The 18,769-nt window shown below is 67.1% G+C and carries 17 protein-coding genes, 1 tRNA gene and 1 pseudogene; 9 read left to right on the forward strand and 10 right to left on the reverse strand.

Annotated elements, in window-relative coordinates; translation table 11 throughout:
* Positions 1–129: 129 nt before the first annotated feature.
* The 3 genes and pseudogenes from ACAG21_RS15250 (at position 130) to ACAG21_RS15260 (ending at position 3,711) form a co-directional block, all read left to right on the forward strand.
* Positions 130–829 (forward strand): annotated as a pseudogene (locus ACAG21_RS15250) (TetR family transcriptional regulator).
* Positions 830–949: 120 nt separating this feature from the next.
* Entirely contained in the window at positions 950–1,657 is a 708-nt protein-coding gene (locus ACAG21_RS15255; RefSeq protein ID WP_370496943.1) for a TetR family transcriptional regulator, read from the forward strand.
* Between the two features lie 74 nt (positions 1,658–1,731).
* On the forward strand, positions 1,732–3,711 hold the full coding sequence (locus ACAG21_RS15260; RefSeq protein WP_370496944.1) for a hypothetical protein: 1,980 nt from the start codon (positions 1,732–1,734) through the stop codon (positions 3,709–3,711).
* Positions 3,712–3,739: 28 nt separating this feature from the next.
* Here ACAG21_RS15260 and ACAG21_RS15265 read toward each other — a convergent pair whose 3' ends face one another.
* A complete protein-coding gene (locus tag ACAG21_RS15265; RefSeq protein WP_096289849.1) occupies positions 3,740–4,105 on the reverse strand; it encodes a PAS domain S-box protein in 366 nt (121 codons plus the stop codon).
* A 121-nt stretch (positions 4,106–4,226) separates the two neighbouring features.
* On the reverse strand, positions 4,227–5,783 hold the full coding sequence (gene metG / locus ACAG21_RS15270; protein ID WP_370496946.1) for a methionine--tRNA ligase: 1,557 nt from the start codon (positions 5,781–5,783) through the stop codon (positions 4,227–4,229).
* A gap of 18 nt (positions 5,784–5,801) precedes the next feature.
* Between metG and ACAG21_RS15275 the strand changes: the two genes are divergently transcribed.
* The 5 genes from ACAG21_RS15275 (at position 5,802) to ACAG21_RS15295 (ending at position 11,826) form a co-directional block, all read left to right on the forward strand.
* Positions 5,802–6,662 (forward strand): TatD family hydrolase, encoded by an 861-nt coding sequence (locus ACAG21_RS15275; protein ID WP_370496948.1) that lies wholly within the window; start codon positions 5,802–5,804, stop codon positions 6,660–6,662.
* A gap of 143 nt (positions 6,663–6,805) precedes the next feature.
* On the forward strand, positions 6,806–7,933 hold the full coding sequence (locus ACAG21_RS15280; protein WP_370496949.1) for a transglycosylase family protein: 1,128 nt from the start codon (positions 6,806–6,808) through the stop codon (positions 7,931–7,933).
* Positions 7,897–8,817: a 16S rRNA (adenine(1518)-N(6)/adenine(1519)-N(6))-dimethyltransferase RsmA gene (gene rsmA, locus ACAG21_RS15285; protein WP_370496998.1), complete on the forward strand. Its 921-nt coding sequence runs from the start codon at positions 7,897–7,899 to the stop codon at positions 8,815–8,817. The genes ACAG21_RS15280 and rsmA overlap by 37 nt, the downstream gene beginning before the upstream one ends.
* 78 nt (positions 8,818–8,895) lie before the next feature.
* A complete protein-coding gene (locus tag ACAG21_RS15290) occupies positions 8,896–9,849 on the forward strand; it encodes a 4-(cytidine 5'-diphospho)-2-C-methyl-D-erythritol kinase (RefSeq protein ID WP_370496950.1) in 954 nt (317 codons plus the stop codon).
* A 339-nt stretch (positions 9,850–10,188) separates the two neighbouring features.
* A complete protein-coding gene (locus ACAG21_RS15295) occupies positions 10,189–11,826 on the forward strand; it encodes a fatty acyl-AMP ligase (RefSeq protein WP_370496951.1) in 1,638 nt (545 codons plus the stop codon).
* Positions 11,827–11,906: 80 nt separating this feature from the next.
* Here the strand turns inward: ACAG21_RS15295 and pth are convergent, their stop codons facing one another.
* From pth to ACAG21_RS15335, 8 genes are all read right to left on the reverse strand, one after another.
* Positions 11,907–12,482, reverse strand: a complete 576-nt coding sequence (gene pth / locus ACAG21_RS15300; RefSeq protein ID WP_370496952.1) for an aminoacyl-tRNA hydrolase — start codon at positions 12,480–12,482, stop codon at positions 11,907–11,909.
* Between the two features lie 12 nt (positions 12,483–12,494).
* Positions 12,495–13,151, reverse strand: coding sequence for a 50S ribosomal protein L25/general stress protein Ctc (locus ACAG21_RS15305; RefSeq protein ID WP_370496953.1), 657 nt, complete (start codon positions 13,149–13,151; stop codon positions 12,495–12,497).
* A gap of 141 nt (positions 13,152–13,292) precedes the next feature.
* Positions 13,293–14,162, reverse strand: a complete 870-nt coding sequence (locus ACAG21_RS15310) for an oxidoreductase (protein WP_370496954.1) — start codon at positions 14,160–14,162, stop codon at positions 13,293–13,295.
* 64 nt (positions 14,163–14,226) lie between these two features.
* Complete coding sequence (locus tag ACAG21_RS15315; protein WP_370496999.1) at positions 14,227–14,856, reverse strand: LpqN/LpqT family lipoprotein; 630 nt, start codon at positions 14,854–14,856, stop codon at positions 14,227–14,229.
* A 23-nt stretch (positions 14,857–14,879) separates the two neighbouring features.
* Entirely contained in the window at positions 14,880–15,227 is a 348-nt protein-coding gene (gene arsC / locus ACAG21_RS15320) for an arsenate reductase (glutaredoxin) (RefSeq protein ID WP_370496956.1), read from the reverse strand.
* Complete coding sequence (locus ACAG21_RS15325) at positions 15,228–16,208, reverse strand: ribose-phosphate diphosphokinase (RefSeq protein ID WP_096289838.1); 981 nt, start codon at positions 16,206–16,208, stop codon at positions 15,228–15,230.
* A 93-nt stretch (positions 16,209–16,301) separates the two neighbouring features.
* Entirely contained in the window at positions 16,302–17,798 is a 1,497-nt protein-coding gene (gene glmU, locus ACAG21_RS15330; RefSeq protein WP_370496957.1) for a bifunctional UDP-N-acetylglucosamine diphosphorylase/glucosamine-1-phosphate N-acetyltransferase GlmU, read from the reverse strand.
* 129 nt (positions 17,799–17,927) lie between these two features.
* Positions 17,928–17,999: transfer RNA gene (locus ACAG21_RS15335), tRNA-Gln, on the reverse strand.
* Between the two features lie 171 nt (positions 18,000–18,170).
* On the opposite strand from ACAG21_RS15335, the gene ACAG21_RS15340 reads away from it, so the two are divergent.
* Entirely contained in the window at positions 18,171–18,764 is a 594-nt protein-coding gene (locus ACAG21_RS15340; protein WP_036472997.1) for a TetR/AcrR family transcriptional regulator, read from the forward strand.
* Positions 18,765–18,769: the final 5 nt, after the last annotated feature.

Here is an 18,769-nt window from a genome sequence, read left to right on the forward strand (position 1 = left end):
GATCACCCCAGGTCAGGGCCTCGCAGCGGGAAGGCTTGCGGACAGAACAGGATTCCGCTTCGGCGCCGGGTCGGCGCCGCTGACCGATCGGCGATCCCCCGGTACCGGAGAGCCGAGTTGTCCGCTTCGATGACCAGCCATTCAACCGACGGACGGGCCGACGCGACCCGCCGACACATCCTGCGCGCCGCATCGCACCAGTTCGCGCGGCGTGCCTACCACGAGGTCGGGCTCGACGACATCCTTGCCGAGGCCGAACTGACCAAGGGTGCGATGTACTTCCACTTCCGGTCGAAGCACGCCTTGGCGGTCGCGATCATCGACCGGCAGACCGAAGCGGGCGCCCTGGCCGTCCAAGACCTGGTGACGCGGGGTCTTTCGGGCCTCGAGACGCTGATCGACTTCTCGTACCTGATCGCCATTCAGGACATCAAGACCGACCAGGTCAGGGCGGGACTGAACCTGATCGAGTCGGTCGGGCGTTCGGAAGGCCTACAGGAGAAGCTGCTGGATCAGTGGGTAAAAGCCCTGGGTGACGTCGTGCAACAGGCCATCGCCGAGGGCGACGTCGACGAACGGTGCGACCCGCTGGACGTGGGACGCATGATGGTGTCCCTGCACATGGGCCTGCGCAAGACCAGCAATCTGGACGATCCCGAGCGGTTCCTGCTCGACCTGGAAAGGTGCTGGGGCCTGCTGTTGGGCGGGATCCTGCAACCCGACCGGGACGAGTACTTCCGGCAATTCCTGCGGCGACGTGCCGCGCTTGGCGGTCCACACCAGTTCGACTCCCGCCGAGCCCTCGTCGACCACCGGCGATTCGCCGTAACCAGGGCGAACATCCCGGCCCGATTTGCGACTGCTGTTAATCTTGATTCTGTTGCAGCGCAATGTGAGACGTGATCACCGTTATCTGCGCGCTCGATGAAACTCCGGAGGAGCAGGGGTAATGGCGCGCCAGGTCCGGTCTGAGGTCACCCGGCGAAAGATCCTTACCGCCGCCATCGAAGTGTTCGGCGAGGTCGGCTATTCGGCCGCCGGTTGGGGCACCATCATCGAGCGCACCGGGATGACCAAAGGCGCCCTCTACCACCACTTTGATTCCAAAGAGTCCCTCGCGTCGGCGATCATCGAGGAGGGCGCCGACACGCTGCTCAACGCGTTCCGGAACGTGTGCGGGAAGGCGTCACCGGGGCTGGAAAACCTGCTGCATGGCACGTTCACGATCGTCGGGATGCTGAGTTCGGACGAGACCGCCCGCGCCGCCGAGCAGCTGACCTGCACGTTGCGCGGTTTCAACCAAGCGGCTGGGCACTTCTGCGCGGGCATGGTAGAGCTGCTGGCCGGCGAGGCCAGGAGGGCGATCGCCGAAGGCGACCTGCGCCAAGACCTCAATCCCGAATGGGTCAGCGAGGCCATCGTGGGCGCCATGTTCGGCGCCCGGGCGGTGGCCGACGCGATAGCCGGCCTGGATAAAGACAGAGGCGGCACCGGTGACCTCGAACGCTTGGCCCGGGTGTGGGAACTCCTGCTCCCCGGCATCGTCTCGGAAGCGTCGCTGGCGTACTTCCGTCAGTTCCTTTCCCGCGAGGCCATGCGCCATGCCCGGCCCGCTGCGATGCGGCGCGACAGCGCCGCAGTTTCGGAAATCGGGTGAACCTGGGCGAATGCCCACCGCGGGCCGCGGCCCGCCACTTCGATTGCGTGCCGTTTCGACAACGTACCGAAAGAATGCATACTGTTCCGGTGGTGTACCAGAAGTATGTAGCCAGGCTTGCTGCTCTGGCCGGTGTGATCGGGTTCCTGGTCTTGAGCGCCCCGCCCGCGGGTGCCGCGCCCTCGGATGCGGGTACGACGACGGACTCGCTGACCCTGTCGCTGGCCGACCTCGGGTCTGCCCCCAACCTGGAGTTCTGGGGTCTGACCAGCACGCAAGTGCTGACCGTGCCGGTACTGCGCGGGCTCACGCCGACCGCGCTGAACACCACCGTCGAGCTGCCGATCAATCTGCGGACGGGCACGCTCACCGTGAGCCAGGACCAGCGCACCCTGGCGCGGCTGAACCTGCCCGCCGCGGACAATTCGCCGCTGGTCATCCCGCTGGCCGGCGCGGAAGTGGTCGACAACTGGCTGACGATCACTTTGCGGACCTACCTGGTGCCCCAAGACGGGGTCTGCCTGTACCCGGAAAGCCCGCTGCGCCTGTCCAGTCCGTCGATCAGCTACACCGGCGTCGAACAGCCGCCCACCACGGTGGCGCACTTCTTGCCGCCGGTGTTGAAGAAGCTGAGCATCTACCTGCCGCAATCGCCGTCGTCCTCGGAGTCCGACACGGCGATCCAGCTGGCCGCCTCGGCCGCCTCGCGTTATGGCAGGCAGAACCCCGAGATCGCCGTCGTCCCGTTGCCGGAAGGCCAAGTTGCGCCACCGACGCCGCCGCAATCGTTGGAACGCCAGATCGTCGTCAAAGAGGGGTCGGACAACGGCCTGGCCCTGCAAGGCTCCGGCGCGGCGACGTACCTCCTGATGTCGGGACCGCTGGGGGAAGCCGACGAATCCGACACGGCCGTGCTGTTCAATGACCTGTCGCAGCTGGCGGTTTCGTCCAAGGCCGTCGTCGATCAGCTCAAGCCCACCGCGCAACAGCCCGGCGACAGCACGACCATGCGCGAACTCGGGCAGGTCGTCGCCAACGCCACCTCACTGCAGCCGCGGGTCTCGATCGGATTGGATCAGACCCGGTTCGGCAGATCCATTCGCAACGTGCGCGTGCATCTGCAAGGCTCCTACACCCCGACCCCGTCCAATATCGGCGGTCAGGTCACGGTCAACATCGGCCCGGAGACCATCGACCACTTCCCGACCGACGGCCACGGCACCATCGACCGCTGGGTGGATGTGCCCGATCGGCTGCTGCAGCGCTACACCAGCCTTGACGTCGTGCTCGATGTGGCGAGCAACGTCGGACACTGCGGGGACTTCTACACCGCCGGACCCGGGAACCAGCTACTGACGCTGAACATCAACGGCGACACCACTATTGAGAGCAAGCCGGCCGCACCGCCGGTACCCGACGGTTTCCAGTCGCTGCCCCAGGCGCTGATGCCCCGGGTCCAGGTGGGTATCGAGGCCCACTCGCTGCCCGACACCCTGCGCGCCGTCAGCCTCGTGGTGGGTCTGCAGCGGATCAGTTCGACGCCGATCTACACCCATGTGACGAGCGTGCAGCAAGCCATCGATTCGTCGAATCCCGCGATCCTGATCTCGGCCGACGGGTGGAATCACTCCAACGTCGTGCTGCCGGTGTCGGCCGGACCCAGCGGGCCGATCACCGTCAACGCCTACACCGCCGACGGCAAACCGACCACGCTCGCGCTGGATCCGGTGATGAAATTCGGTTCTCTCCAAACGGTTTTCAATCATGGCCGGTCACTGCTGGTCGCGACGTCCAACGGCACGTCGGCTCAGGTCGACGAGCTGATCCGGTGGCTGGGCGGTGACAACAACAAGCGCTGGCAGCGGCTCAAGGGTGTCGCGGTGGTGGCCGTGGCCGGACAGGACCCGGTGACCGTCGAACACTCGCCGACGGCGGGGCCGGTCAACGCACCCGAGGACCACTCCGACCTGGGGTGGCTCTGGTGGGTGGGCGGCGCCTGGCTTGCGGTGACTGTCGTCGGGGCCGGAGTGATCGTGCTGCGAGCCCGGCGCTGATCGGCGGGCTCAAGGGCTCAACGGGACGTCAGCGCTCGTCGTCCCACAGCTGCTCGGTCAGATCCTGGAAGGTCGCCAGGGCGAACCGGTCGTCGGCGCGCATTCCCACTGATTTGCTCATCAGCGCGCGCACGACCGAGCCGTCCTTGTGTGCCAACTCGACGACCTCATTCGCCAGGGCGTGGACGACAGACAGCAGCGAGGATTCCGAGTCGGGAGCCCGGTGGAAAACCTCGCCGAAGCGCAGCGCCAGCACCTCTTCGGGTTCGTAGCCCACCATTTCCGCAAATGCGGTATTGGTGAACAAGATCGCCCCGTCGTCGCCGACCGCCAGCACCGGGACCGGAATCCGCTCCAGCACCACCAGGGCAGGCAGCTGCTTCAAGGTGGTCATCGGCGATTGATTGTGCTGGTGCCGATTCTGTCGTCGCTCCACAGAGCGATTATGGTCTATGCCAGAGCTCATGCTGCACATATTTCCTGTCGCGTGCCCTGACGGCGGTTTGCTGCCATCTTTACCCGTCTTCGGAAGCCGGCTGGTATCGAGGGAATACGCCGGTCGGCGCCGGTAATACCGAGCCAGGGGTTAGCCGCGCGCCGATCGCGGCAAACGTCCGCTGGCCGTCAGCCTGCCCGAGTAGATCCAGCAGCTTGCCGGCCGACTCCGGCATCACCGGCGCGACCAGCAGTGCCGCGATCCGCACCGCCTCGCAGGTGACGTAGAGCACGGTCCGAAAGCGCACCTGGTCCGCCTCGGATTCGCTCTTGCGCAACACCCATGGCTGCTCGGCCGAAAAGTATCTGTTGGCCTCGCCCAGCATCAGCCAGATCGCCTCGAGCGCCAAGTGCATGGCCTGCTCGTCGAAGTTCGCGCGCACCCGCTCCAATAACGCGTCGGCCGTCGCGAGCAGGTCGGAGTCGGCGGCGGTGAACGCACCGGGTTCGGGCATCACACCGTCGAGGTTCTTGGCGATCATCGACAACGACCGCTGCGCCAGGTTCCCCAACTCGTTGGCCAGATCGGTGTTGATCCGGTTGATGATGGCCTCTTCGCTGTAGCTGCCGTCCTGGCCGAATGGCACCTCGCGCAGCAGGAAGTAGCGCAGCTGGTCCACGCCGAACGCATCCGCCAGTGCCACCGGGTCGATGGTGTTGCCCACCGATTTGCTCATCTTCTCGCCGCGGTGGTGCAAGAATCCGTGCGCGAAAACCCTTTTCGGCAGCTCGATTCCGGCCGACATCAGAAACGCCGGCCAGTAGACCGCGTGAAACCGGATGATGTCCTTGCCGATCATGTGCAAATCCGCGGGCCAGTAGCGGCGGAACACTGGCGAGTCGGTGTCGGGGAATCCCGCGCCGGTCAGGTAGTTGGTCAGCGCGTCGACCCAGACGTACATGACGTGGTCGGGGTGCTCGGGCACCTGCACGCCCCAGTCGAAGGTGGTTCGCGAGATCGAGAAATCGGTCAGCCCGCCCGAGACGAAGCTGACGACCTCGTTGCGCCGCACCTCGGGTCCGATGAAGTCGGGATTGGCGGCGTAGTGGGCCAGCAGCTTGTCGGCGTAGGCCGAGAGCCGGAAGAAGAACGTCTGCTCCTTCTCGCTCCAGGTCACCGGCGCGCCGGTCTCGATGGCGATGCGGGTGCCGTCGACGACCTCGGTTTCCGAGTCGCTGAAGTAGCGCTCGTCGCGCACCGAGTACCAGCCGGAATAGGTCGCCAGATAGATGTCACCGGCGGCCTGCATGCGCCGCCAGATCTCCTGGGACGCCTCGTGATGGTCGGCGTCGGTGGTCCGGATGAAGCGGTCGAACGAGATGTTCAGGGCTTCCTGCATGCGTTGGAACACATCGGAATTGCGCCGCGCCAACTCGGCGGTCGGTACTCCCGCGGCGGCCGCGGTCTCGGCAACTTTCTGGCCGTGCTCGTCGGTCCCGGTCAGGAACCGCACGTCGAAACCGTCGAGCCGCTTGAAGCGCGCGATCGCGTCGGTCGCGATGTATTCGTAGGCATGACCCACGTGCGGCGCGCCGTTCGGATACGCGATCGCAGTAGTGACGTAATAGGGCCTCATCGAGATTCACCCTATTGTGTGCGCGTGAGCTCCAGCCGACCTGGTAAACGAGAAGCGCCGCCGGCCCCGGCGCCGCTAGCGCCCCTGATCGATGCGCACACCCACCTCGATGCCTGCGGCGCCCGCGACGCCGCCGGCGTGGCGGCCATCGTCGACCGCGCCGCCGCGGTGGGGGTGGGGGCCGTCGTGACGATCGCCGACGATCTGGAATCGGCGCGCTGGGCGGCCCGGGCGGCCGGCTGGGACCCGCGCGTGTACGCCGCGGTGGCGTTGCACCCGACCCGCGCGGACGCCCTCGACGATGCGGCGCGCGCCGAGATTGAGCGGCTGGTGGCCGATCCCCGCGTGGTGGCCGTGGGGGAGACCGGGATGGATCTGTACTGGCCCGGTCGGCTGGACGGTTGCGCCGCGCCCGATGTGCAGCGGGAGGCCTTCGCGTGGCACATCGACCTGGCCAAGCGGTGCGGCAAGCCGCTGATGATTCACAACCGGGACGCCGACGCCGCGGTGCTCGACGTGCTGGACGCCGAAGGCGCGCCCGAAGCCGTGATCTTCCACTGCTTTTCGTCCGACAGCGCGATGGCCCGTCGCTGCGCCGACGCGGGGTGGTTTGTCAGCTTGTCCGGGACGGTGAGCTTCCGTAATGCGCGGGCGCTGCGCGAGGCCGTGCCGCTGGTACCGGCTGAACAGCTGCTGGTGGAAACCGACGCGCCGTTTTTGACACCACATCCTTATCGCGGCGCACCCAACGAGCCATATTGCCTTCCTTATACTGTTCGTGCGATCGCGGAACTGCTCGATCGCCCGGCGGAGGAACTAGCCCGAGTCACCACGAGCAATGCCGGGCGGGTCTACGGACTCGTCGAATCGGGCGGGTGATTTCCACAACACATTCGCGCCGGAGTTGCTCCAGCTTGACCGGTTCGTTACCGTCTTGTGATCGAATTGTTGGTTTATTGCACTGTTGTCGAATGCTGCTGGGTAGGTCGTTAAGTGGTTGCTGAGGTCGGGGTAGACGCGCGTTGACTGTACTGAGAAGGCTTCATCAGACCCCATCGCCGATGTTGCGGCTGGTCGTAGCAGGACTGCTGCTAGTGCTCGCGTTCGCCGGCGGTTTCGCGGTTTCGGTATCCAAGACGGTGACGTTGACCGTCGATGGCATCGCGATGCGGGTGACGACGATGAAGTCGAAGGTGATCGACATCGTCGAGGAGAACGGCTACGTCGTCGACCAACGCGACGACCTGTACCCGGCCGCCGACGTGCAGATTCACGATGCGGACAAGATCACGCTGCGCCGCAGCCGGCCGCTGCAGATCTCGCTGGACGGCAGCGACACCAAGCAGGTGTGGACGACGGCCTCCACCGTCGACGAGGCGCTGGCCCAGCTCGCGATGACCGACACCGCCCCGGCAGCCGCCTCGCGCGCCAGCCGGGTTCCGCTGGCCGGCATGGCCCTGCCGGTCGTCAGCGCCAAGAGCGTCCAGATCAACGACGGCGGCAACATCCGCATGGTGCACCTGCCGGCACCCAACGTCGCGGGTTTGCTGAGTGCGGCAGGCGTGCCGCTGCAGGACAGCGATCAGGTGGTGCCCGCCGCGACGGCGCCGATCGTCGACGGCATGCAGATCCAGGTGACGCGTAACCGCATCGAGAAGGTCACCGAGCGAGTCCCGTTGCCGCCCAACGCGCGCAGGGTCGAAGACCCCGACATGAACATGAGCCGCCAGGTTGTCGAGGACCCGGGGAGCCCGGGCACCCAAGACGTGACCTACGCGGTGGCCACGGTCAACGGCGTGGAGACCGGCCGGCTGCCGATCGCCAACATCGTGATCGCGCCGGCACGCGACTCGGTGGTGCGGGTGGGCACCAAGCCCGGCACCGAGGTGCCCCCGGTGACCGATGGATCCATCTGGGATGCCATCGCCAGCTGCGAGGCCGGCGGAAACTGGGCGATCAACACCGGCAACGGCTATTACGGCGGCGTGCAGTTCGATCAAAGTACCTGGGAGCGCAACGGCGGGTTGCGGTTCGCCCCGCGCGCCGACCTCGCCAGCCGCGACGAGCAGATCACGGTCGCCGAGGTGACTAGGGAGCGCCAGGGTTGGGGCGCCTGGCCGGTGTGCAGCGGAAGAGCTGGTGCGCGCTGACGATCCAGCTGCTCGGACGAACCGATATCAGGCGGCTGGCCAAAGAACTTGAGTTTCGGCCACGAAAATCGTTGGGCCAGAACTTTGTCCACGACGCCAATACCGTCCGGCGGATAGTTGCGACCTCTGGAATCGGCCGCGCCGACCACGTCCTGGAGGTCGGCCCGGGTCTCGGCTCGCTCACCTTGGCGTTGCTGGACCGCGGTGCCACGGTCGCCGCCATCGAAATCGACCCGGTGCTCGCCGAGCGGCTGCCGCGGACCGTCGGTGAGCACTCCAACAGCGAGATCCAGCGGCTGACGGTGCTCAACCGCGACGTGCTGAACCTGCGGCGCGACGAGCTGGCCACCCAGCCGACCGCTGTCGTCGCGAATCTGCCCTACAACGTCGCGGTCCCGGCGTTGCTGCATCTGCTCGCCGAATTCCCGACCATTGCGACCGTCACCGTGATGGTGCAGGCCGAGGTCGCCGAGCGGCTGGCCGCCGAGCCGGGCGGCAAGGAGTACGGCGTGCCCAGCGTCAAGGTGCGCTTCTTCGGGCGGGTTCGCCGCTGCGGCATGGTGTCGCCGACCGTGTTCTGGCCGGTGCCCCGGGTCTACTCCGGGCTGGTCCGCATCGACCGGTACGACCGCGCGCCGTGGCCCACCGACGACGCCTTCCGGCGCCAGGTGTTCGAATTGATCGACATCGCGTTCGCGCAACGGCGCAAAACGTCTCGCAACGCGTTCTCGGAATGGGCGGGCTCGGGCAACGAATCGGCAAATCGCTTGCTGGCGGCCAGCATCGATCCCGCCCGCCGCGGCGAGACGCTGTCCATCGACGACTTCGTACGGCTGCTGCGCCGGTCCGGCGACCCCGCGCAGCCGCAAGCTTCCGGCGGCTGAGCCGGGCGCCGTTGCGTGTGGTTCGCCTGCCACAGCGATAGTCTGCTGCCGTGGCGGTGGTTGGCTGGGAGACTGCGCATGTCTGACGGCAGCACCGCCGCGCAATGGGTGCCAACCGGATCCGTCACCGTCCGGGTGCCCGGAAAGGTCAACCTGTACCTCGAGGTCGGCGATCGGCGCGACGACGGCTACCACGAGCTGACAACCGTGTTTCATGCCGTCTCGCTGCTCGACGAGCTGACCGTGCGCAATGCCGACGTCTTGTCGCTCGAGCTGGTCGGCGAAGGTGCCGACCAGCTGCCCACCGACGAACGGAACCTGGCCTGGCAGGCCGCCGAGCTGATGGCCGAACACGTCGGCCGTGCGCCCGACGTGTCGATCATGATCGACAAATCCATCCCGGTGGCCGGCGGCATGGCCGGCGGCAGCGCGGACGCCGCGGCGGTGCTCGTCGCGATGAACTCGCTGTGGGAGCTCAACGTGCCGCGCCGCGATCTGCGCATGCTGGCCGCGCAGCTGGGCAGCGACGTGCCGTTCGCCCTGCACGGCGGTACCGCGTTGGGCACCGGGCGCGGCGAGGAACTGGCCACGGTACTGTCCCGCAACACCTTCCACTGGGTGCTGGCCTTCGCCCACGGCGAGCTGCTGACGAGAAAGGTGTTCGGCGAGCTCGATCGGCTGCGGGACGATGCGGACACGCCGCGACTCGCCGAGCCGGGGCCGGTGCTGGCCGCGTTGGCCGCCGGCGATCCCGAGCAGCTGGCGCCGCTGCTGGGCAATGAATTGCAGGCGGCCGCCGTCAGCCTGAATCCCGCGCTGCGGCGCACGCTGCGCGCCGGTGAAGAGGCGGGGGCGCTGGCCGGCATCGTGTCCGGTTCGGGCCCGACGTGCGCGTTTCTGTGCAGCTCAGCGTCCTCGGCGGTTGACGTCGGCACACACCTGTCCGGCGCCGGTGTGTGCCGCATGGTCCGCGTCGCCACCGGTCCGGTGCCGGGCGCCCGGGTGGTCCCGACGCCGATGACCGACGACTGAACGAGCTGTGAAATCCGACTCAAATTGCCGAAATGGTCGGTTGTTACTTAAGAGGAGCTTAAGATAACTCGCGGTGACCACTACCGATCAGCTCGAACATTCGGTCTGGCCGTCCGCCGGCAGTCCCGGTGGACGGCCGATTGGTCGATGCCGACCGGGCTGGGCGGGTCGGGGTCGTCGCGATGATCGGGCAACCGGACACGGGGTTGCTGACCAACCACTATTTCGAGATCTAACCGCTTCCCAACTGTGCTCGCGCGCCTGCTGCAAAGTGTTGCCTGGCGAGCGGAACATGAAATTTCGGGTCTTGGGGATAGCGCCGGAACCGAGGAGGTTTGCGTGAGCAGGTTTACCGAGAAGATGTTCCACAACGCCCGCGTCTCGAAGAAGGGCATGGTCACCGGTGAACCCCACGAGCCTGTTCGCCACACCTGGGGCGAAGTCCACGAGCGTGCGCGCTGCATCGCGGGCGGCCTGGCCGCCGCGGGCATCGGCCTCGGTGACGCCGTCGGCGTGCTCGCCGGCTACCCGGTAGAGATCGCCCCCACCGCGCAGGGCCTGTGGATGCGCGGCGCCAGCCTGACGATGCTCCACCAGCCCACCCCGCGCACGGATCTGGCCGTGTGGGCCGAGGACACGATGAACGTCATCGGCATGATCGAGGCCCAGGTCGTGATCGTCTCCGAGCCGTTCCTGGTCGCGATTCCGGTGCTGGAAGAGAAGGGCATCAAGGTTCTCACCGTCACCGACCTGCTCGCGTCGCAGCCGATCGACCCCATCGAGGTGGGCGAGGACGACCTGGCACTGATGCAGCTGACGTCGGGTTCGACCGGCTCGCCGAAGGCCGTCCAGATCACGCACCGCAACATCTACTCCAACGCCGAGGCGATGTTCATCGGCGCGCAGTACGACATCGACAACGATGTGATGGTCAGCTGGCTGCCCTGCTTCCACGACATGGGCATGGTCGGCTTCCTCACCATTCCGATGTACTTCGGCGCGGAGCTGGTCAAGGTCACGCCGATGGACTTCCTGCGCGACGCGCTGCTGTGGGCCAAGCTGATCGACAAGTACCAGGGCACCATGACCGCGGCGCCCAACTTCGCCTACGCGCTGCTGGCCAAGCGGCTGCGCCGCCAGGCCAAGCCGGGCGACTTCGACCTGTCGACCCTGCGTTTCGCGCTGTCCGGCGCCGAGCCCGTCGAGCCCGCCGACGTCGAGGACCTGCTGGACGCGGGTAGGCCGTTCGGCCTGAGGTCCTCGGCGATCCTGCCGGCCTACGGCATGGCCGAGACGACGCTGGCCGTGTCGTTCTCGGAGTGCAACGCCGGCCTCGTCGTCGACGAGGTGGACGCCGACCTGCTGGCCGCCCTGCGCCGGGCCGTACCCGCGACCAAGGGCAACACCCGTCGGCTGGCCACGCTCGGTCCGCTGCTCAAGGACCTCGAGGCCCGCATCATCGACGAGCAGGGCAACGTGATGCCCCCGCGCGGTGTCGGCGTGATCGAGCTGCGCGGCGAGTCGCTGACCCCGGGCTACCTGACCATGGGCGGCTTCATCTCCGCTCAGGACGAGCACGGCTGGTACGACACCGGCGACCTCGGCTACCTCACCGAGGACGGCCACGTCGTGGTGTGTGGCCGCGTCAAGGACGTCATCATCATGGCTGGGCGCAACATCTACCCGACCGACATCGAGCGGGCCGCCTGCCGCGTCGACGGTGTCCGCCCCGGTTGCGCCGTGGCGGTCCGCCTCGACGCCGGCCATTCACGCGAGACGTTCGCCGTCGCGGTCGAATCGAACGCGTTCGGCGACCCGGCCGAGGTGCGCCGGATGGAACACGAGGTCGCCCGCGAGGTGCTCAAAGAGGTCGACATGCGGCCGCGCAACGTCGTGGTGCTCGGTCCGGGCACCATCCCGAAGACGCCGTCGGGCAAGTTGCGCCGGTCCAACTCCGTCACGCTGGTCACTCGGTAGCGACCTCCTGCTGCGTCGAGTGTGCGCTGGCGGCGCCGACACGCCGGGCGGCCGCAGCCTGGACGCACAATGGACGTGAATTACCAGGCGTGGACGCGGTTCTGCGCCGGCTCTAGCCCCAGTTCGATCAGCAGCTCGGTGGCGTCCGCGGCCTGCTCGCAGATCGTCGGAACCTCGGGACGCTCGCCCGCGGTGAAGTTCTCCAGCACGAACGCCGCCGGGTCCTTGCGTCCGGGCGGGCGCCCGATGCCCACGCGCACCCGCTGAAAGTCTTTGGTGCCCAGCGCCGCGGCCACCGAACGCAGCCCGTTGTGGCCGCCTTCGCCGCCGCCGAGCTTGAGCCGGATGCGTCCGAAGTCGAGGTCAAGTTCGTCGTGAACGACGATGATGTCGGCCGGCGCCACGGAGTAGAACTTGGCCAGCGGGCCGACCTGGCGGCCGGACTCGTTCATGTAGCAGCGCGGCTTGGCCACCAGCACCGAGTGCCCGGCGAGCCGACCGTTGACCACTTCGGCGCCGGAACGCTTGTGCACCTTGAACTTTGAGCCCAGCCGCGCGGCGAGCAGGTCGGCAACCATGAACCCGAGGTTGTGCCGGGTTCGGGCGTAGTTGTCTCCGGGATTGCCCAGGCCGACCACCAGAAGAGGATCGGCCACGTCGTCGACTGCCTACTCGGACTCTTCTTCGGAGCCCTCGGCTTCGCCGGCCCCCTCCTCGGCGGCTTCGGCGCCCTCGCCGGTCGTGCCCGCCCCCTCTTCCTCGAGGTCGGCAGCGGTCGGCGCGTTCACCACGTTGACCACCAGCATGTCCGGGTCGGAGATCAGGTTGACGCCCGACGGCAGTGGGATCTGACCGGCGGTGAACTGCGTGCCGGGCGGGGCGTCTTCGACCGACACGGTCAACTGCTCGGGAATCGACAGGGCCTCGGCCTCGATCTCGATGGTGTTGGTCTCCTGGGTGACCAGGGTGTCCGGTCCGGCCTCGCCCTCGATCACGACATTGACCTCGACGTTGACCTTCTCGCCGCGGCGCACGACCAGCAGGTCGGCGTGCTGGATAGTGCGGCGGATCGGGTGGATGTCGAGCACTTTGGTCAGCGCAAACTGTTCCTTGCCGGCGATGTTGAGAGTCAGCACCGCGTTGGTGCCGGAGTGCCGCAACACGGCCGCGAAGTCACGCCCGGGCAATTCCAGGTGCTGGGGGTCGGCGCCGTGGCCGTAGAGGACGGCGGGAATCTTGCCGTCGCGGCGGGCCCGCCGCGACGCGCCCTTACCCGTCTCCGTTCGGACTGTGGCCGTGAGTTGGTTGACTGCGGACTTCGCCATCGTGTCGCTCCTGTGTGCTCTGTACCTAGGTTTCCAGGCACGGCCAGGATCGCGACATGTGTCGGTCTCCGTCGATAACGGTGCCGGCTAGACGCCTGCCACCCTCGCCGTGACGCCCGGCCAGGTTAGCGCATCGGCGCCTCAGAGCGGAAATTTGGTGCCGGTGAGCTCCTCGGAGACCTCCCAGAGCGCGGTTGCGGTGGTCGGATCCTGAGCGTGCCGGCTGCGGCTGACGGGTTGGGTTCGGCCGATCCAGCCGAACTTGGGGCCGATGAATGTGTCGCCCGGCAGGTCCTGCGACGCGGCGTACAGCGTTTGCTGTGCGCCGAACTCGGGGCTGGTGGCAACCACCCGGGTCACGGCCGACATCATCGCGTCGCCCAGCTTGCGGCCCGTGGCGCCCTGCAGATTCGTGTGCGAGTAGCCGGGATGGGCCGCCAGGGAGCGCAGCGGTGAATCTGCCAGCTTGAGCCGGCGCTGCAGCTCATTGGTGAACAGCAGGTTGGCCAGCTTCGACTGGCAGTAGGCCAGCCAGGGCGAATAGCGCCGGTTCTGCCAGTTGATGTCGCCGAAGTCGATCCGGCCGGCCCAGTGCGCCATCGATGTCAGCGTCACCACCCGGTCGGTCAGCTTGGGCAGCAGCAGGTTGGTCAGGGCGAAATGACCGAAGTGGTTGGTGCCCATCTGGCTTTCGAAGCCGTCAGCGGTCAGGGCGAACGGGGCCGCCATGATGCCGGCGTTGTTGATCAGCACGTCGACCGCGTCGACCCCCTCGGCGAACAGGTGGATCGACGTCAGAGCGGCCAGATCGAGTTGGCGCACCTCGACCTGGCCGCGTATGTCGCGAGCGGCCTTCTCGCCCTTGCGCGGGTCGCGCACGGCCATGATGACCGTCGCGCCGACTCGGGCCAGCTCGCGTGCGGTGATCGCACCCAGCCCACTGTTGGCGCCGGTGACAATCACGGTGCGCCCGGCGAATGACGGCAGATCGGCGGCGGTCCAGTCGGTCATGCCTGATAACCCTAGTGTTCGGGGGCTCGCGGCGAGTCGGCAGTCTCGCGCGCAAAGGCACAAGCTATTTCGCCGCGACGACGAATCCGTGGATGATCGTGTCGATGTCGGTCGACTGCGCGGCGGCCTGGTCGGCCAGGCCGGTGATCGTGAGCTGAACGAAGTAGCGCTGTTTGGCCGGCGGCGATCCGGTCGGCAGCACGATCCGGTTCCAACTGTGCAGCCGGGTGCCGTTGTCGCCGTTGTAGCTGCCCTGGATCATCGCCGAGGGAAAGCCGTTGTAGGGCTCCATCGAGGAGTCCAATTGCTTGAAGTTCTCGAACAATTGGGCGTCGTCGTTGCCGTGCTTGATGACCTGCGCCGGGTCGAAGTCCCCGTTCAGGGCGAACACCACCAGCCGCGCGGTCGGATACTTCTTGTCCTTGGCCAAGATCACCGTCTCGGGCGTGATATGCGGATCGGTGAACGGCGACCAGCCCGGCGGTGTCGGTATCGACACCGACAGATCGGTCAGGGTGCTCGGCGCTACCTGCTTGCCCGTCACGCCGATGCTGTTCAGGTACTGCGACAACGGAACCGGTTTCTCGACCGTGGTGGTCGTCGCCGTCGAACTCGTCGTCCAAACCGTCGAGTAGTCAGGAGCTTTCGGCCCACAAGCGACCACAGAAAGCACCGCCGTCGTCAGCGCGGTAATCGTGGCAGCGGCCGCGAGCCGTCTCACAGAATCTCGTGAACCGCGTCGATCGGACGGGCCAGCCGGGTGCCCTTGTCCGTCACGACGAATGGACGCTCGATCAGGATCGGGTGCTCGGCCATCGCGTCGAGCAACTCGTCATCGGACGCGTCGGCCAGCCCGAGCTCGGCGTACAGCGATTCACGCTTACGCACCGCGGTGCGCGCGTCGATACCCGCGTCGCGGATCATCTTGACCAACTCGGCGCGCGACGGCGGAGTCTTCAGGTACTGGACGACGGTGGGCTCTAACCCGTTGTCCCGCAACAACTCCAGCGTCTTGCGCGAGGTGCTGCACTTGGGATTGTGGTAGATGACAGCCTCGAAAGCCATCTAGGCGTCTCCGTCGAATAGTCCTGTGACAGAACCATTTTCGAATACCGCACGAATCGTGCTGGCCAGCAGCGGCGCGATCGACAATACCGTGAGCTGAGGAAAGCGCTTCTCCTCGCCGATCGGCAGCGTGTTCGTGACGATGACCTCCCGGGCACCGCAGGAGGCCAGCCGCTCGGCGGCCGGGTCCGACAGCACGCCGTGGGTCGCCGCGACGATCACGTCGGTGGCGCCGTCTTCAATCAGCAGGTTGACCGCGCCCGCGATCGTGCCACCGGTGTCGATCATGTCGTCGATCAGCACGCAGGTGCGGCCCTCTACCTCACCGACGACGCGGTTGGAGACCACCTGGTTGGGCACCCGCGGGTCGCGGGTCTTGTGGATGAAGGCCAGCGGGACGCCACCCAGCGAGTCGGCCCACTTCTCGGCGATGCGCACCCGGCCGGAGTCGGGGGAGACCACGACCATGTTGCCGTCCGGGTAGTTGTCCTTGATGTAGGTCGTCAGCAGGGTCTGACCGCGCATGTGGTCGACCGGCCCATCGAAGAAACCCTGGATCTGGTCCGTGTGCAGGTCGACGGTCACGATCCGGTCGGCGCCGGCGGTCTTGAGCAGGTCGGCGACCAGCCGCGCCGAGATCGGCTCGCGGCCGCGGTGTTTCTTGTCCTGGCGGGCGTAGGGATAGAACGGCATGACGGCGGTGATCCGCTTGGCGCTGCCTCGCTTGAGGGCGTCGATCATGATCAGCTGTTCCATCAGCCAGTTGTTGACCGGCGCCGGATTCGACTGCAGGACGAAGGCGTCGCACCCGCGTACCGACTCGTGGAAGCGCACGAAGATCTCGCCGTTGGCGAACTCCCGCGCTGTCTGCGCGGTGACGTGGACGTCGAGTTCCTTGGCGACCTGCTCGGCCAGCTCGGGGTGTGCCCGGCCGGAGAACAGCATCAGATTTTTGCGGTTATCGGTCCAGTCGTGGCTCACCGTGCTGCCCTCGCCGTTCGGGATCGAAATTGGAAATGCCCATGGTACGTAGCGAATGGTACGGAAGGACGGCCGGGTTGCCAGGCACCAAATTCATGGTGTCTGTTCGGGTTCGGACGGCTCAGCGGCCGTCCTAGCTTGCTGAGCGGCCTTGTCCGCTGCCTCCGCGGCGGCACTGCCTGGGCGTTTCCGTTGCACCCAGTTCTCGATGTTGCGTTGCGGGCCGGCGGAAACCGCCAATGCTCCCGGCGGCACGTCGTCGCGCAACACGGTGCCCGCCCCGGTGTAGGCGCCGTCGCCGACGGTCACTGGTGCCACGAACATGGTGTCCGAGCCGGTGCGGACGTGTGAGCCGACGGTGGTGCGCCGCTTGGTCTGCCCGTCGTAGTTGACGAACACGCTGGATGCCCCGATGTTGCTGTGCTCGCCGATGTCGGCGTCGCCGACGTAGGTCAGGTGCGGCACCTTGGTGCCGGTCCCGATGCTGGAGTTCTTGACCTCGACGAAGGCGCCGAGCTTGCCGTCGGCCCCCAGCGCCGTGCCGGGCCGCAGGTAGGTGTACGGGCCGACCGTGGCGCCGCCGCCGATCGACGCCGAGTCGCCATGCGTACGGATCACCGAGGCGCCGTCGCCGACGCTGACGTCGGTCAGCGTGGTGTCGGGGCCGACGACGCAGCCGCCCCCGATCTGGGTGCGGCCCAGTAGCTGGGTGCCGGGGTGCACGACGGTGTCGCGGCCGATCGTCACGTCGACGTCGATCCAGGTGGTGGCCGGATCGATTACGGTCACGCCGGCCAGCTGATGGGCGGCGACGATGCGGCGGTTGAGCTCGGCGCCCAGCGCGGCGAGCTGGACGCGGTTATTCACCCCGGCGACCAGCGCGCTGTCGTCGACGTGGCGGGCGTGCACCGGCCGGCCGTCGCCGCGCAGGATCGCGATGACATCGGTCAGGTACAACTCCTGCTGGGCGTTGTCGGAGCTCAGCCGGCCGAGCGCCGAACGCAGCGCCGCGGCGTCGAACGCGTAGACACCGGCGTTGACCTCGCCGATCTTGCGCTGCGAGTCCGTCGCGTCGGCCTCCTCCACGATCGCCATCACTTGGCCTGGCTGGGGGTCGTCCTGGGTGCGCAGAATGCGGCCGTAGCCGAACGGATCGGGCAGCGTGGTGGTCAGCACCGTCGCGGCCGCCGACACCGCGTGGTGGGTCGCGATCAGATCGGCCAGGGTGTCGGCGTCCAGCAGCGGGGTATCGCCCGAGGTGATCACGACGACGCCGGCGTAGTCCTGCGGCAGCGCGGACAGGCCGCAGAGCGCGGCGTGGCCGGTGCCGCGCGGGCGGTCCTGCAGGGCGACGTCAATCGGACGGCCGAGGGTCTCGGCGAGATCGGCCACGATGGGCGCGATGCGCTGGTGTTCATGGCCCAGCACCACGACCAGCCGCTGCGGCGCCACCTTGGCGATCGCGTGCAGGGAGTGCGACAACATGCTGCGGCCGCCGAGGGTGTGCAGCACCTTGGGGGTGTCCGAGCGCATCCGGGTGCCCGGCCCGGCCGCTAGAACGACGACCGCAGTGTCACCGCGAAACGACATCGACTCTCCTCGTGCTGTGTCCCACGCCGGGCGGAACACGCAGGCGCCGCCACGCCGTCAAGACTGTCATTCACCTGCACCGGTGGCAAAAATCTCATCCGTGCCCCCTGGCAAGACCAGCAACCGAAGCTCCGTCGCCAGGACTCGAACCTGAACTATCTGAACCAAAATCAGAGGTGCTGCCGATTACACCACGACGGACTGCAGATCACGGCCGACGGCGGCTAACCGCCAACCGCGCCACCAAGACTTTAGACGGTGTGGGAACCGTTGGCGGCCCGCCGTCGAACCCGGGCAATTTCACCAGGTGAAACCGATACCCTGAGTGACGTGGCAGCCCCGGACAAAGAAGTGCGCGCGCCACGCGCCCGGATGACCGGCAGCGAGCGGCGACACCAGTTGATCGGCATCGCGCGCTCGCTTTTCGCCGAGCGTGGCTACGACGGCACCTCGATCGAGGAGATCGCGCAGCGCGCCAACGTGTCCAAGCCGGTCGTCTACGAGCACTTCGGCGGCAAGGAGGGCCTGTACGCCGTCGTCGTCGACCGGGAGATGTCGGCGCTGCTGGACGGGATCACCTCGTCGCTGACCAACAACCGATCCCGGGTGCGGGTCGAGCGCGTCGCGCTGGCGCTGCTCACCTACGTCGAGGAACGCACCGACGGCTTCCGCATCCTGATTCGGGATTCGCCCGCCGCGATCAGCACCGGCACCTACTCCAGCCTGCTCAACGATGCCGTCGGGCAGGTGTCCTCGATCCTGGCCGGCGACTTCGCCCGCCGCGGCCTGGATCCGGATCTGGCGCCGCTGTATGCCCAGGCGTTGGTGGGTTCGGTGTCGATGACCGCGCAGTGGTGGCTGGACACCCGGGAGCCCAAGAAGGAAGTCGTGGCCGCGCATCTGGTCAACCTGATGTGGAACGGCCTGACTCATCTGGAATCCGACCCCCGGCTGCAAGACGAGTAGCTGTT

Origin of the sequence: Mycobacterium sp. pR1184 (genome assembly GCF_041287235.1) — a bacterium.
In the GTDB taxonomy this organism is placed as follows: domain Bacteria; phylum Actinomycetota; class Actinomycetes; order Mycobacteriales; family Mycobacteriaceae; genus Mycobacterium.

Coding starts and splice junctions, on each gene's coding strand:
- ACAG21_RS15255 (WP_370496943.1), top strand. CDS start 950: ATGGCGCGCCAGGTCCGGTCTGAGGTCACCCGGCGAAAGATCCTTACC.
- ACAG21_RS15260 (WP_370496944.1), top strand. CDS start 1,732: ATGCATACTGTTCCGGTGGTGTACCAGAAGTATGTAGCCAGGCTTGCT.
- ACAG21_RS15265 (WP_096289849.1), bottom strand. CDS start 4,105: ATGACCACCTTGAAGCAGCTGCCTGCCCTGGTGGTGCTGGAGCGGATT.
- metG (WP_370496946.1), bottom strand. CDS start 5,783: ATGAGGCCCTATTACGTCACTACTGCGATCGCGTATCCGAACGGCGCG.
- ACAG21_RS15290 (WP_370496950.1), top strand. CDS start 8,896: ATGTCTGACGGCAGCACCGCCGCGCAATGGGTGCCAACCGGATCCGTC.
- ACAG21_RS15305 (WP_370496953.1), bottom strand. CDS start 13,151: ATGGCGAAGTCCGCAGTCAACCAACTCACGGCCACAGTCCGAACGGAG.
- ACAG21_RS15310 (WP_370496954.1), bottom strand. CDS start 14,162: ATGACCGACTGGACCGCCGCCGATCTGCCGTCATTCGCCGGGCGCACC.
- arsC (WP_370496956.1), bottom strand. CDS start 15,227: ATGGCTTTCGAGGCTGTCATCTACCACAATCCCAAGTGCAGCACCTCG.
- glmU (WP_370496957.1), bottom strand. CDS start 17,798: ATGTCGTTTCGCGGTGACACTGCGGTCGTCGTTCTAGCGGCCGGGCCG.
- ACAG21_RS15340 (WP_036472997.1), top strand. CDS start 18,171: ATGACCGGCAGCGAGCGGCGACACCAGTTGATCGGCATCGCGCGCTCG.